Annotated in this window: 12 protein-coding genes; 8 read left to right on the top strand and 4 right to left on the bottom strand. The window is 69.9% G+C overall.

Annotated features, from left to right (window positions below):
• Positions 1-61: 61 nt before the first annotated feature.
• The gene (locus MRBLMI12_RS03990) at positions 62-952 is read left to right on the top strand and encodes a LysR family transcriptional regulator ArgP (protein ID WP_363354080.1); all 891 of its coding nucleotides are present in this window, start codon (positions 62-64) and stop codon (positions 950-952) included.
• A gap of 104 nt (positions 953-1,056) precedes the next feature.
• On the opposite strand, the gene MRBLMI12_RS03985 is transcribed toward MRBLMI12_RS03990, so the two are convergent.
• A complete protein-coding gene (locus MRBLMI12_RS03985) occupies positions 1,057-2,082 on the bottom strand; it encodes an NADP-dependent oxidoreductase (protein WP_363354078.1) in 1,026 nt (341 codons plus the stop codon).
• A gap of 166 nt (positions 2,083-2,248) precedes the next feature.
• The gene (locus MRBLMI12_RS03980) at positions 2,249-3,442 is read right to left on the bottom strand and encodes an ROK family transcriptional regulator (RefSeq protein ID WP_363354076.1); all 1,194 of its coding nucleotides are present in this window, start codon (positions 3,440-3,442) and stop codon (positions 2,249-2,251) included.
• Positions 3,443-3,556: 114 nt separating this feature from the next.
• On the opposite strand from MRBLMI12_RS03980, the gene MRBLMI12_RS03975 reads away from it, so the two are divergent.
• The 7 genes from MRBLMI12_RS03975 (at position 3,557) to MRBLMI12_RS03945 (ending at position 10,956) form a co-directional block, all read left to right on the top strand.
• Positions 3,557-4,663 carry a Gfo/Idh/MocA family protein gene (locus tag MRBLMI12_RS03975; RefSeq protein ID WP_363354074.1) on the top strand — a complete coding sequence of 369 codons (1,107 nt, stop codon included), beginning with the start codon at positions 3,557-3,559 and terminating at the stop codon, positions 4,661-4,663.
• Positions 4,660-6,243 (top strand): sugar ABC transporter ATP-binding protein, encoded by a 1,584-nt coding sequence (locus MRBLMI12_RS03970; RefSeq protein ID WP_363354072.1) that lies wholly within the window; start codon positions 4,660-4,662, stop codon positions 6,241-6,243. The genes MRBLMI12_RS03975 and MRBLMI12_RS03970 overlap by 4 nt, the downstream gene beginning before the upstream one ends.
• On the top strand, positions 6,240-7,340 hold the full coding sequence (locus MRBLMI12_RS03965) for an ABC transporter permease (protein ID WP_363354070.1): 1,101 nt from the start codon (positions 6,240-6,242) through the stop codon (positions 7,338-7,340). Before MRBLMI12_RS03970 ends, MRBLMI12_RS03965 begins: the two co-directional genes overlap by 4 nt.
• Positions 7,337-8,416, top strand: coding sequence for an ABC transporter permease (locus MRBLMI12_RS03960; RefSeq protein ID WP_363354068.1), 1,080 nt, complete (start codon positions 7,337-7,339; stop codon positions 8,414-8,416). The genes MRBLMI12_RS03965 and MRBLMI12_RS03960 overlap by 4 nt, the downstream gene beginning before the upstream one ends.
• Before the next feature lie 2 nt (positions 8,417-8,418).
• Entirely contained in the window at positions 8,419-9,630 is a 1,212-nt protein-coding gene (locus MRBLMI12_RS03955) for a substrate-binding domain-containing protein (protein WP_363354066.1), read from the top strand.
• 147 nt (positions 9,631-9,777) lie between these two features.
• Positions 9,778-10,635: a sugar phosphate isomerase/epimerase family protein gene (locus tag MRBLMI12_RS03950; RefSeq protein ID WP_363354064.1), complete on the top strand. Its 858-nt coding sequence runs from the start codon at positions 9,778-9,780 to the stop codon at positions 10,633-10,635.
• A gap of 24 nt (positions 10,636-10,659) precedes the next feature.
• A complete protein-coding gene (locus MRBLMI12_RS03945) occupies positions 10,660-10,956 on the top strand; it encodes a Dabb family protein (protein ID WP_363354062.1) in 297 nt (98 codons plus the stop codon).
• 6 nt (positions 10,957-10,962) lie between these two features.
• Here MRBLMI12_RS03945 and MRBLMI12_RS03940 read toward each other — a convergent pair whose 3' ends face one another.
• The gene (locus tag MRBLMI12_RS03940; protein WP_363354060.1) at positions 10,963-11,427 is read right to left on the bottom strand and encodes a MarR family winged helix-turn-helix transcriptional regulator; all 465 of its coding nucleotides are present in this window, start codon (positions 11,425-11,427) and stop codon (positions 10,963-10,965) included.
• A gap of 11 nt (positions 11,428-11,438) precedes the next feature.
• Positions 11,439-13,196 (bottom strand): MDR family MFS transporter, encoded by a 1,758-nt coding sequence (locus MRBLMI12_RS03935; RefSeq protein ID WP_349428445.1) that lies wholly within the window; start codon positions 13,194-13,196, stop codon positions 11,439-11,441.
• Between the last annotated feature and the right edge of the window lie 25 nt (positions 13,197-13,221).

Here is a 13,221-nt window from a genome sequence, read left to right as displayed (position 1 = left end):
TACGAGCGGCGGGAACCGTAGTCCAGCTCATGGATCTTCAGTACCATTAGCAGCACTGAAGATGCGCATCCCCTTCGAGTTGGCCGAGACCCTCGCCGTCGTCGTCGACGAAGGCACCCTCGACGCGGCCGCCCGCCGCCTCCACGTCACGCCGTCGGCGGTCAGCCAGCGCGTCAAGGCACTCGAGGAGCAGCTCGGACGCCTGGTGCTGGTGCGCTCCAAGCCGGTGCGAGCGACGGAGGCCGGAGCGGCGGTCATCCGGCTGGCGCGACAGATGGCCCTGCTCGAGCACGACGCGCTCGCCGACCTCGGCGCCGAGGACGACGAGACCGCACTCACGACCGTGCCGCTCGCGGTCAATGCCGACTCGCTGGCGACGTGGTTCCTCGAGCCGCTCGCGCGGCTGGCGGAGCGGCATCCCGTCGTCTTCGATCTGCACCGCGACGACCAGGACTTCACCGCCGGACTGCTCGAGTCGGGAACCGTGATGGGAGCGGTGACGTCTCGGTCCGCACCCGTTGCGGGATGCCGCTCCTCGCCGCTCGGCGCGATGCGCTACGAGGCCGTAGCCACCCCCGCCTACGCCGAACGGTGGCTCGAAGGGGACCGCCGCACCGCGCTCGCGAGCGCCCCGCTCGTGGACTTCGACCGGCGCGACGACCTGCAGAACGAGTGGCTGGCACAGCAGGGCGTGGATCCTGCGCACCCGCCGCGACACTACGTGCCGGCCTCCAACGACTTCGCGACGGCCGTGCGGCTCGGACTCGGCTGGGCCATGCTGCCGCGCTTCCAGTCCCACGACGCGCTCGACCGGGGCGAGCTCGTGCTCCTCGGCGGCCCACCCGTGGACGTCGCGCTGCACTGGCAGCAGTGGAACCTGCGCTCTCCGCTCCTCGACGCGATCGCGGACGCCATCGTCGCCGAGGGCCGCCGTGTTCTCGCGCCCGCATGAATCAGTTCACTTGCGCTGAACGTACGCCGAACCCGCGCCAGCGCGTACATTCAGCGCAAGTGAACCGATTCATGCGAGGAGCGAGGGCGAGGGACGCGAGGGGGTCAGCCGTCGCTGACGCGGAGCACGACCTTGCCGCGGGTGTGGCCGGTCTCGATCGCCCGGTGGGCGTCGGGAGCGTCAGTGAGATCGAAGACGTTCTCGATGTAGACCTGCACCGAGCCCGAGTCGAGCAGGCGGGCGATCGTCGCCAGCGCACCGCCGTCGGGGATCACCTTGTACGAGGTCGTCCGCACGCCCGCTTCGGCCGCCGCCTCGGCGTAGCCGGGCCACGACCCGGTCGGCACGACGACGTACAGCCCGCCCGGGCGCAGCACCTCGAGCGAACGGGTGCCGGTGTCGCCGCCGACGTTGCCGACGAGGTCGATGACGACGTCCACCTCACCGACGACATCCTCGAATCTCGTCGTGGTGTAGTCGACCACGACCGACGCTCCGAGTTCGCGCAGCCACGCGGCGTTGCGGCCCGACGCCGTCGCGGTGACGTGGGCGCCGAAGTACGCGGCGAACTGCACGGCGAAGTGGCCCACCCCGCCGCTGCCGGCATGGATGAGCACGCGCTGGCCCTCGTGCGCGTGGGCGGTCTCGACGACGAGACCCCAGGCGGTGAGCGCGGCCAGCGGCACGCCCGCCGCCTCGACATGCGACAGCGACGCCGGCTTGCGCGCTATCGACAGTGACGGCGCCACGACGTACTCGGCGTACGAGCCGCCCGTGCGCGGGAACGACGCCATGCCGAACACCTCCGTGCCCGGCGGGAAGGGGTGCGACTCGTACGGGCTCTTCACCACGATGCCGCTGAAGTCGTAGCCCGGGGTCGCCGGGTAGGCGTCGATCGCGCCCGAAACGCCGGCGCCGCCGCGCGTCTTGGCGTCGATCGGATTGACCCCGGCGGCCACGACGCGCACCAGCAGCTCGCTGAGCACGGGGGAGGGGACCGGGACGGATGCCGCGCGCAGCGCGTCCGGCGCGCCCGGCGCGTCCACCACCATCGCCTGCATGGTGGCCGGCGGCTCCGCCACCGGCGCGAGCGGCGCCTCGGGTGTCGATCGCAGCGGTCGGATCCTCATGACGCACTCCTTCCGCGGGTGTGCCGTCATCGGCACCAGAACTGAACCCGGTGCAGACAGTCAACCCTGCGTTCGTCTCACCCGTGTTACGCCGGTGCTACCGATGGGCGAAGACGCGCGTGAGACGGGTGCGCCGGCGCCGGCATCCGCCTCCCTCGCACGGGTGTCAGGCCCGGGCGGCGCGGAGCTCGACGGCCGCGGGTGAGAGCACCTGCTGCGTCACCATGATGGCCGCGCCCAGCACGCCGGCGGTCTCGTCGGTCTGCGACTGCACGATGCCGAGATGCTGGGTGGCCAGCGGGATGGATCGCCGATACACGACCTCGCGGACCCCGGCGAGCAGGTGCTCGCCCGCCCGTGCCACGCTGCCGCCGATGACGATCACGGACGGGTTCAGCATGTTGACGACGGTCGCGAGCACCTCGCCCACCTCGCGCCCGGCCTGACGCGTCGCGATGATGGCGGCGGGGTCTCCGGATCGCACGAGTGTGACCACGTCGGCGCTGCCTTCGGCGTCGAGGCCCTGCGCGCGCAGATCGGCGGCGATGGCGGTGCCGCTGGCGACGGCCTCGAGGTCGCGCTGGTCGCCCGGCGGGCGCGGGGAGTCGTGGCTGTATGGCACCTGCACGTGGCCCATGTCGCCGGCGGAGCCCTGCGCGCCCCGCTGCAGCGCGCCGCCCGAGATGATCCCGGCGCCGATGCCCGTGGACACCTTGACGAAGATGAGGTCAGCGACGCCGGGCCAGCTGAGCGCCTGCTCGCCGAGCGCGAGGATGTTCACGTCGTTGTCGACGAGGACGGGCACGTCGAAGGTGCGCTGGACGTAGTGCGGCACGTCGAAGCGATCCCACCCGGGCATGATCGGCGGATTCGTCGGCCGTCCCGTCGAGTGCTCGACGGGACCGGGCACGCCGATCCCGACGCCGACGACCGCTGAGGCGGCGATGCCCCGCTGCTCGAGCAGGCTGGCGCCCTCGGCGATCACGGAGTCGAGAACGCGCTCGGGACCGTCGGCGATGTCGAGCGGGTGGGTGTTCGATATGAGGATGTCGGCGGCGAGGTCGGCGACGGCCACGGTCGCGTGGGTGGCGCCCAGGTCGACGGCGATCACGACGCCTGCCAACGGGTTGAACGCCACACGGGCGGGCGGGCGTCCGCCGGTCGATGCGGCTTCGCCGGCGGGCCGCAGCAGTCCGGCCGCCAGCAGCGTGTCCACGCGGCTCGAGACGGTGGAGCGGGCCAACCCGGTGAGCGTGGCCAGCTCGGCTTTGGTGCGTGCGCGGCCGTCGCGGAGGATCTGGAAGATCTCGCCCGCGCCGGTGCCCCCGGCGGCTCCGCTGCCGCGCCCTGCATCGACCATGGCGACAGTAAAGCACAGGCGTTCTGGCTGGCTGGGTCACGACTTAACATCACGACCCGATCACTTTTGACGAGAACCTACCAAAAGTCACCGCCACCGTGTCACAATCACCGCATGACTACGGAAGTCATCGACATCGTTGTCGGTACCGTCCGCACCGGCCTCATCGGCGGCGGATTCATGGGGCGCGTACACGCCGCCGCCGCCCGCCGCGCCGGGGCCCGGCTCACTGCGGTCGCCTCGTCGAGCCGCGACCGCGCGGAGGCGGTGGCGCAGGAGCTCGGTGTGGCACGAGCCGAAGCCGACGCCGCCGGGGTCTTCTCGGCATCCGATGTCGACGTCGTGCACATCTGCACCCCCAACGCCACCCACGCGCCGCTCGCCGCAGCCGCGCTCGCCGCGGGGAAGCACGTCGTGTGCGAGAAGCCCCTCGCCACCTCCGTGACCGATGCACGCGCGCTCGTGCGCGCCGCCGACGAGGCCGGCGTCGTGGCCGCGGTGCCGTTCGTGTACCGCTACCACCCGATGGTGCGCGAGGCTCGCGCCCGCGTCGCGTCCGGACGGATAGGCGCCCTGCTCACGCTCGACGGCTCGTATCTGCAGGACTGGATGCTGCGCGAGAACGACGACGACTGGCGGGCGGATGCCGCAGCAGGCGGTCCGTCGCGCGCCTTCGCCGACATCGGCTCGCACCTGTGCGACCTCGTCGAGTTCGTCACGGGCGAGCGCATCGTGCGCCTGGCCGCGCGCACGCGCAGGGTGTTCGACGAGCGGGGCGGCCGCAGGGTCACCAACGAGGATGTCGCCGCGCTCCTCATCGAGACGGAGTCCGGCGCTCTCGGCACCCTCCTCGTCTCCCAGATGGCTCCCGGTCGCAAGAATGCCCTGGTCATCGAGCTGCACGGCAGTCGCCGCAGCATCCGCTTCGCCCAGGAGCGCCCCGAGGAACTGTGGGTGGGTGCGCGCAAGGCCTCGCGGCTGGTGCTGCGTGATCCCGCCACGGCGTCCCCCGACGCGGCGCGTCTGCAGCCGCTGCCGGCGGGGCATCCGATGGGCTATCAGGACGCCTTCGACGGCTTCGTCGGCGACGTCTACGCTGCCATCGCCGGCGAGCAGCCGGACGGACTCCCCACCTTCGCCGACGGCTTGCGGGCCGCCGTCGTCACCGACGCCGTGCTCGAGTCCGCAGAGCGCCGCTCCTGGATCGAGGTGCCCTCATGAGCGACACGATGCTGTCAGACAGCCCGGTGCCGACGGGCGGCTCCGACGTCGTCCTGCGCGCACAGGGCATCTCGAAGTCGTTCTTCGGCGTGCGGGTCCTCACCGACATCGACATCGACGTCCGGCGGGGCGAGGTGCACGGCCTCGTCGGTGAGAACGGCGCCGGCAAGTCGACGCTGATGAAGATCCTCGCCGGCGTCCACCACGCCGACGCCGGATCGGTCGAGTTCGAGGGCCGACCGGTGGCGTTCACCCATCCACGCCAGGCGATGGATGCGGGCCTCGTGACCGTGTTCCAGGAGTTCAATCTCCTGCCCGAGCGCACGGTGGCGCAGAACGTGTTCCTCGGCCGCGAGCCGCGCCGGGGCGGCTTCATCGATGACAGGGGCATGCAGCGTCGCACGCGGACGCTCCTGGAAGGACTCGGGGTCACGTTCATCGACCCGGGTGCCCGCGTGGGATCGCTCACCGTCGCCGAGCAGCAGATCGTCGAGATCGTCAAGGCGCTCTCGTTCGACGCGCGCGTCATCTCGATGGACGAGCCGACTGCCGCGCTGAGCGACCACGAGGTCGAGCTCCTCTACGCGATCATCCGCAAGCTCACCGCCCGCGGCGTCGCGGTCGTCTACGTCTCGCACCGGCTCAAGGAGATCTTCGATCTGTGCGACCGCATCACGATCCTGAAGGACGGCGCACTGGTGTCGACGGACGCCACGGCCGACCTGACGGATGCCGAGCTCGTCCGTCGCATGGTCGGCCGCCCCCTGCAGTCCTACTTCCCCGGTCCGGTCGAGGGCACGACGCTCGGAGACCCCCGCCTCGAGCTGACGGGCTGCGGCAACGAGTACGTGGACGGCGTCTCGCTGACGCTGCGGGCCGGGGAGATCGTGGGACTCGCGGGGCTTCAGGGGTCCGGCCGCACGGAGCTCGTCGAAGGAATCTTCGGCGTCCACGGGTTCAGCCGCGGTGCGATGATCCTCGACGGCCGGTCCGTCCGCTTCACGAGCCCGCGTGCCGCGGTCCGCGCCGGTCTCGCGCTCGTGACGGAAGACCGCAAGGCCCAGGGTCTCGCGCTGGGCCAGTCCGTGCTCGACAACTCGCTGCTCGTGGTGCGCAGCGTGTTCGCCGGGCGCACCCGCGCATCGCGCAAGCGCGTGCCCGGCATCCTGAGCTCCCTCGAGGTGTCGTCGCGCGGCGTCGACCAGGAGGCGCGGTTCCTGTCGGGCGGCAACCAGCAGAAGGTCGTGCTCGCGAAATGGCTCGTGACCGACCCGCAGATCGTGCTGTTCGACGAACCGACGCGCGGCATCGATGTGGGTGCCAAAGTCGCCGTGTATCAGCTCATGCGGCAGTTGGCCGCCGAGGGCAAGGCGGTGCTGATGGTGTCGAGTGAGCTGCCCGAGGTGATCGGCATGAGCGACCGCATCCTCGTGATGCGCGACGGCGAACTCGCCGCCGAGCTTCCCGCGCGCTCCGCCGAGCATGAGGTGCTCGCCGCCGCCACGGGTTCGAGCGACGCGGATGCGGCGAGTGGCGAGATCCCCGATCCTCGCCTCGAAGAAGGAGGGGACCAGCCGTGAAGCGCATCAGAGTCGACTCGACGGTGATCGTGCTCGGCATCCTCATCCTCGTCATCGCCGTCGGGGCGATCCTCGTCGCGACCGTCGGCCGCAGCTTCTTCAGCCCCGGCAACATCCGCGACATCCTCACGGGCATGAGCGTGCTCGGCCTCGTCGCGATCGGTCAGACGCTCGTCATCCTGGGCGCCTCCCTCGACCTCTCCGTCACCTATGTGATCAGCCTCGCCAGCCTCATCGCGGCCACCACCATGAACGGGAACCCCGCCAACATCCCGTGGGCGGTGACGCTGACACTCATCGTCTGCGCGGCCATCGGACTGGCGAACGGGCTCATCGTCACGGTGCTGAAGGTGAACGGATTCATCGCGACCCTCGGCGTCGGCCTCATCCTGCAGGGCGTCCTCAACACGAGCTTCCAGGGCAGCGCCGGAGAGGTGCCGTGGGCGTTCCAGTTGATCGGGGCGACCGGCGTCGGACCGCTCCCCGTGTCGTGGATCATCATGGTCGCGCTCGCAGCGCTGGTGTGGTTCCTGCTCGGACGCACGCGCACGGGGGCCCACCTGTTCGCCGTGGGCGGCGATCCCGAGGTGGCACGCCTGTCGGGTGTGCGCACGAGGCCGCCGCTGATCGTGGCACACGTCCTGTGCTCGGTGTTCGCCGGTCTCGCGGGATTGCTGCTGGCGAGCCGGCTGGGTGTCGGAAGCCCCACGGTCGGCCAGCAGGGCGGCTACGCGCTGCTGTCGATCGCGGCCGTCGTGCTGGGCGGCACCCTGCTCATGGGCGGCCGCGGATCGGTCTGGGGCACCATCGGCGGTGTGGCGATCTTCGCCGTCGTCGACAACGTGATGAGCGTCATGCAGGTGAACCCGTTCCTCAAGGATGTCGTCCGCGGCGTCGTCATCGTCGCGGCCGTCGCCGTCTACAGCCGTCGGGCGATCGTCCGGCGCCGCACGCGCTTCGGGCCGGGCGGCACGAGGACCGGCGGTGATGCGCCCGCCGAGGCGGCCGCTCCCGCGATGGTGGCGGCGACCCATGCGCTCGAGGCGGAGGCCGATGCGGCCGATGGCGGCGCACCGATGCAGGGAGGTGCACGATGAAGTTCCTCACAGCGCTCGTGAGCCCCCGTGGCGCGGTCTTCCTGCTGCTGGTGATCCTGCTCGTCGCCGTCATGGTCCTGAACCCGAACTTCGCGGAGCCGGGCCAGCTCATGCGCTACATCCAGCGGGTCGCTCCGGTCGCCATCGTCGCGATCGGCCAGTACTTCGTCATCATCGCGGGCGAGTTCGACCTGTCGCAGGGCTCACTGATCACCGCGCAGGTGATCGTCGCAGGCAACCTCGTCGGCCAGGACGACGCGCGCACCGTCCCGGTGCTGTGCCTCATGGTGGTGCTCGGTCTCGTCGTCGGCCTCGTGAACGGGCTGCTGACGACGCTCCTGAAGGTGCCGTCGTTCATCGTGACGCTCGGCATGATGCTGGCCCTCCTGGGCCTCGTGCTGTGGTGGACCGGTGGCGCCGCCACGGGCAATCCGGCCGACAGCTTCCGCCAGATCGGTCGCGGCGGCATCCGGGATATCCCGGTCCTCGACTTCCTGCCCTGGTCGGTGCTGATCCTGGCGGCGTGGCTCGCGCTCGGCATCTGGATCACCAAGCGCCCGCTGGGCAAGCTCCTCATCGCGATCGGCGACAACGCCCGGGCGACGCGCTACTCGGGCGCCCGCGACTGGTGGGTGACCACGCGGGCGTTCATGATCTCGTCGCTGTCGGCGACGGTCTCGGCCGTGCTCCTCGTCGGCTACGCCGGCGTGCACCCGTCGGTCGGCCGGGGGTACGAGTTCGTCGCGATCACGGCCGTCGTGCTCGGCGGCGTCGTGCTCGGCGGCGGCCGGGGCTGGATCGTCGCGGCCGTCGCCGGAGCCTTCGTGCTCGAGGCGCTCTTCCTGCTGCTGAACATCGCCGGCGTCCCGTCGTCGCTGCGCGACGCCGTCCAGGGCATCATCATCATCGCCGCCGTCGCGTACTCGGGACTGGTCTTCCGATCCCGCAGACGTAGCGGCCCACCACAGACCCCTCCCTCTTCGGGGAAGGAACCCGACGCGCCCGCCGGCGCCGAGGAGTCGTCCGCAACACAGGCCCTCGCAGGCGAGGGCGCCGCACCGAACAACAGGAGTTAGCAATGCGACGATCAATGAAGATCGCCACCACAGCGGTGGCGCTCGTCGGCCTCTTCGCCCTCGCAGGGTGCACGACCGATCCCAACGTGGCCCCACCGGACTCGTCGGCGGAGCCGACCGAGGACGGCGGCGCCAACGAGTGGTTCGACCAGGCGCTGTTCGACACGCAGATGGCCCAGCGCGAGGTCGTGCCCGAAGGTCCGGAGGACGAGCCGTATCTGCAGCACATCGACGCCGAGATGGTCGACACGTCGGAGTACGCGAGCACCGGCCCGAAGAAGGCGTGCTTCGCGAACGCCTCGATCTCGAACCCGTGGCGCCAGACCGGCTGGATCACCATGAACCAGCAGCTGGAGGTGCTGCAGGAACAGGGTGTGATCAGCGAGATGGAGACGCGCGACGCGCAGGACTCCGATGACACGCAGATCGCCGACATCGACTACTTCATCTCGGAGGGCGGCTGCGACGTCTTCATCATCTCGCCGAACAGCACGGCCGCGATGACCCCGGCGGTCCAGCGCGCCTGCGACACCGGCAAGCCGGTGATCGTGTTCGACCGCGGTGTGGAGACCGACTGCCCGGTGACGTTCATCCACCCGATCGGCGGCTTCGCCTGGGGCATCGACACCGCGCAGTTCCTCATCGACAACCTCGAGGAGGGCGACAAGGTGGTGGGACTCCGCATCCTTCCCGGCGTCGACGTGCTCGAGCAGCGCTGGGCGGCCGCCGAGTACATGTTCGAGGAAGCCGGCATCGAGGCGGTGGACTACTTCACCGGTGCCGACCCGGCCGAGATCAAGAGCATCATCAGCGACGAGCTCGCGACGGGCGACGTGGCGGGAATCTGGATGGATGCCGGTGACGGCGCCGTGGCGGCGATCGAGGCGTTCGAGGACGCCGGAGTCGACTACCCGGTCATGACGGGTGAGGACGAGATGAGCTTCCTGCGGAAGTGGAAGGAGACGGGCCTGACCGGCCTCGCTCCGGTCTACTCCAACTTCCAGTGGCGCACCCCGCTGCTGGCGGCGCAGAAGATCTTCGCCGGCGAGGAGATCCCCAAGGAGTGGGTGCTGCCGCAGAGCCCGATCACCGCGGAGGAGGTCGACCAGTACCTGGAGGCCAACGACGGCATGCCTGACGGCCACTACGCCAAGTTCGGCGGAGAGAACCTGCCGGGCTACCCCGAGGTCTGGCAGGAGCGCCAGATCCCGTAAGGCACAGGTCCCGACGTTTCGTCTCCGCGTTTCGACTCGCAGGCTCGCTCAACGACCGCGTTCCTCGCTCGCTCAACGACCGGCATCGCGTCCGGTCGTTGAGCGAGCAGAGCGACACGAAACACCCCACACAGGCGAAGGAGAGCAATGCAGCGCACGATCGGCGTCAACACCTGGGTGTGGACCTCGCCGCTGACCGACCAGTCGCTCGCCGAGCTCGCGCCGAAGATCGCGCGCATGGGTTTCGGCGCGATCGAGCTCCCGCTCGAGAACGCGGGGGACTGGGATGCCGCGAGCGCCGGTGATCTGCTGCGTTCTCTGGACCTGCAGCCCGTCGTGATCGGCGCGATGGGTCCGGGGCGGTCGTTGGTCGACCGTGCGGGCAATGTGCCGGCGACCCAGGTGTACCTGCGCACGTGCCTCGCCGCAGCGCGCGCAGTGGGCGCATCCGTCGTCGCCGGGCCGTTCTATGCGCCGACCGGCGTGACCTGGCGCATGACGCGGGATGAGCGCACCGACGTGGTCGCGCAGCTGCGCCGCAACCTCGCGCCGCTCGTCGACGAGGCCGCCGCGGACGGCCTGGCGCTCGCCGTCGAGCCGCTCAACCGGTACGAGACGAGCGTGATCAACACCGTCGAGCAGGGGCTCGAGGCGCTCGCGCCGCTCTGGGGTCCGGGGCTCGGACTCGCATTGGACACCTACCATCTCAACATCGAGGAGAAGCGGCCGGATGCCGCGATCCGTGCCGCAGCAGGGCATATCGCCCACGTGCAGGTGTGCGGGAGCGACCGCGGCACCGTCGGAGACGACCACACCGATTGGCCCGCGACACTGGCGGCGCTCGACGATGCCGGGTATGAAGGCATCCTGGGGCTGGAGAGCTTCACCGGCGAGAACGCCACGATCGCCGTGGCGGCCTCGGTCTGGAGGCCGCTCGCGCCGAGTCAGGACGATCTGGCCGAGCGGTCGCTGCGATACCTCACGGCGCTGCAGGCAGGTCGTTGAGCGCCCATGCGCGACACTCGATCCATGCCCATTCAGCACACCGTTGTCTTCCGCCTGGTCCACCCGTCCGATTCGCCGGAGGAGACGGCGTTCCTCACGGACGGCCGGGCCGCCCTCACGTCGATTCCGGGCGTCGAGGACTTCCGGGTGAACCGGCAGGTGAGTCCGAAGAGCGGTCTCGCGCACCAGTTCTCGATGGTCTTCGCGGACGACGCCGCGTACCGCGCCTACAACGAGCACCCGACCCATGTGGCATTCGTCGCCGAGCGCTGGGCGGCGGAGGTGGCGGAGTTCCAGGAGTACGACTTCGTCGAGGCCTGATCCGCCTCAGTCTGAGGGTCGCTCGCCGAGGGTGAGGGCGTGCAGCAGCCGCGTCAGGTTCAGGATGTCGTCGACCGGCCACGCGGCGAGGGCGTCGACGAGCAGGCTCTCCTGCGGGGCGCGGGCCTCCGCGAGGCGCTCCAGCCCGAACGGGGTCGGGGAGAGCAGGCTCGAGCGGCCGTCGTCGGGGTCGGGGGTGCGCTGGATCAGACCCAGCTGCTCCAGCTCGCGGACCGTGCGGCTGATCTGGCCCTTGTCGGCCGTCAGCGCCTCGGCGAGCGCCGACAGGGTGATGCCCTCGCGACGCACGATGGTGGTGAACACCTTGTAGGCGCCTGGCAGCATGCCGGGGCTCACGCGGTTGGCGTTCTCGGTGATGATCCGGCGGAAGCGGTTGATCAGCTCGCCGAACTCCGCCTCGAGGGCGCGCACCGCTTCGGTGCGCGCCGCTCGAGTGTCTTCGGAGGTCATCGTGTTCGACATTAGCGCCGGGTGCGCCGCGTCTGGTTCGCCGCGACGCCCGACTGTTCGGGCGTGACGGCGGTCTCGGCATCCTGCGTCTTCACCGTTGCGGTAGCGGTCAGCGCGTCCATGCCTTCGGCGACCGACACAGTCGCGAGGTCGGCCTCGCTGGCCTGCACGCGCTCGCTCGTCGTCATGTGGGTGAGCGGCTTGTTCGGCAGGAAGATGATCGCGATGAGGCTGATCACGGCCAGCGGCACGGCGATGAGGAACGAGTGGGCGATGGCCTGGGCGTAGATGTCCTCCACGATCACGCGGATCGCCTCGGGCAGCGCCGACACCTGCGGGATCGTGCCCGACTGGAGCTGCTCCGCGATGGCGGCGCCCTTCTCGCCCAGCGTCATGATGGCCGCACCGATGTCGTCCTTGCGCTGGGAGAACAGATCGGTCGCCGAGGTCGCCAGTGCGGCACCCATGACCGAGACGCCGATCGTGCCGCCGAGGCTGCGGAAGAACGTGACACCGGAGCTCGCGACGCCGATCTCACTCGGCTTGGCGGTGTTCTGCACGATGAGCACGAGGTTCTGCATCGTCATGCCGACGCCCGCACCGAGCAGGAACATGTACAGCGAGACGAGCACGAAGTTCGTGTCGTACTCGATGGTCGACAGCAGGAACGAGCCGGCGATGAGCAGCACGCCGCCTACGATGAGGTACGGCTTCCAGATGCCGTGACGGGTCACAAGACCGCCGATCACGATCGACGCCAGCAGCAGTCCGCCGATCATCGGGATCGTCATCAGACCTGCTTCGGTCGGCGTGGCGCCACGGGCGAGCTGCATGTACTGACTGAGGAAGACCGACGTGCCGAACATCGCGATGCCGATCGAGATCGACGCGATGACCGCGAGCGTGAACGTGCGGTTGCGGAACATCGTGAGGGGGATGAGCGGCTCCTTCGAGCGCAGCTCGACGATCACGAACAGCACGGCCGCGAGCAGCGCGCCGCCGACCATCAGGATGGTCTCCGTGCTCCACCAGTCGTAGTCCTTGCCGGCGTTGGTGACCCAGATGAGCAGCAACGACACAGCTGTCGAGAGCAGCACGATGCCGAAGTAGTCGATCCGCGCCTTCACCTTGGGGCGAGCGGGGAGGTGCAGTGTGCGCTGCATGATGATGAGCGCGGCGACCGCGAACGGCAGCGCGATGAAGAAGTTCCAGCGCCAGTCGATCGTGTCGGTGATGAAACCGCCGAGGAGCGGTCCGCCGACGGTGGCGACGGCCATCACGGCGCCGAACAGGCCCATGTAGCGGCCGCGCTCGCGCGGGCTGATGATGTCGGCCATGATGACCTGGCTGAGCGCGGCGAGACCGCCCGCGCCGATGCCCTGCACCGCGCGGAACGCGATGAGCGTGCCCGGGTCCTGCGAGAAGCCGGCGGCCGCAGTCGCCAGCACGAAGATGACGATGGCGATCTGGATCAGCAGCTTGCGGTTGAAAAGGTCGGCGAGCTTGCCCCAGATGGGGGTGGAGATCGCGGTGGTCAGAAGGGTCGCGGTGACGACCCAGGTGAACGCGGCCTGGTCGCCGCCCAGGTCGTGGACGATGACCGGAAGCGATGTCGACACGACGGTCGACGCGAGCATCGACACGAACATGCCGAGCAGCAGGCCGGTGAGCGCCTGCAGCACCTTGCGGTGGTGGCGCTTCTCGTCGGCGCTCACGCTGCCGGCTGAGCCAGTGGCGACCGACCCGGTCGCGGGGGTGGACGTAGCCATAGGAGTCCTTCGAACGGTGTTGGTG

Origin of the sequence: Microbacterium sp. LMI12-1-1.1 (assembly GCF_040676455.1) — a bacterium.
In the GTDB taxonomy this organism is placed as follows: Bacteria; Actinomycetota; Actinomycetes; order Actinomycetales; family Microbacteriaceae; genus Microbacterium.
The sequence above is the reverse complement of the archived record's forward strand: the minus strand, read 5'-3'. Positions and strand labels throughout refer to the sequence as shown.

Coding starts and splice junctions, on each gene's coding strand:
- MRBLMI12_RS03990 (WP_363354080.1), top strand. CDS start 62: ATGCGCATCCCCTTCGAGTTGGCCGAGACCCTCGCCGTCGTCGTCGAC.
- MRBLMI12_RS03985 (WP_363354078.1), bottom strand. CDS start 2,082: ATGAGGATCCGACCGCTGCGATCGACACCCGAGGCGCCGCTCGCGCCG.
- MRBLMI12_RS03980 (WP_363354076.1), bottom strand. CDS start 3,442: ATGGTCGATGCAGGGCGCGGCAGCGGAGCCGCCGGGGGCACCGGCGCG.
- MRBLMI12_RS03975 (WP_363354074.1), top strand. CDS start 3,557: ATGACTACGGAAGTCATCGACATCGTTGTCGGTACCGTCCGCACCGGC.
- MRBLMI12_RS03970 (WP_363354072.1), top strand. CDS start 4,660: ATGAGCGACACGATGCTGTCAGACAGCCCGGTGCCGACGGGCGGCTCC.
- MRBLMI12_RS03960 (WP_363354068.1), top strand. CDS start 7,337: ATGAAGTTCCTCACAGCGCTCGTGAGCCCCCGTGGCGCGGTCTTCCTG.
- MRBLMI12_RS03955 (WP_363354066.1), top strand. CDS start 8,419: ATGCGACGATCAATGAAGATCGCCACCACAGCGGTGGCGCTCGTCGGC.
- MRBLMI12_RS03950 (WP_363354064.1), top strand. CDS start 9,778: ATGCAGCGCACGATCGGCGTCAACACCTGGGTGTGGACCTCGCCGCTG.
- MRBLMI12_RS03945 (WP_363354062.1), top strand. CDS start 10,660: ATGCCCATTCAGCACACCGTTGTCTTCCGCCTGGTCCACCCGTCCGAT.
- MRBLMI12_RS03940 (WP_363354060.1), bottom strand. CDS start 11,427: ATGACCTCCGAAGACACTCGAGCGGCGCGCACCGAAGCGGTGCGCGCC.
- MRBLMI12_RS03935 (WP_349428445.1), bottom strand. CDS start 13,196: ATGGCTACGTCCACCCCCGCGACCGGGTCGGTCGCCACTGGCTCAGCC.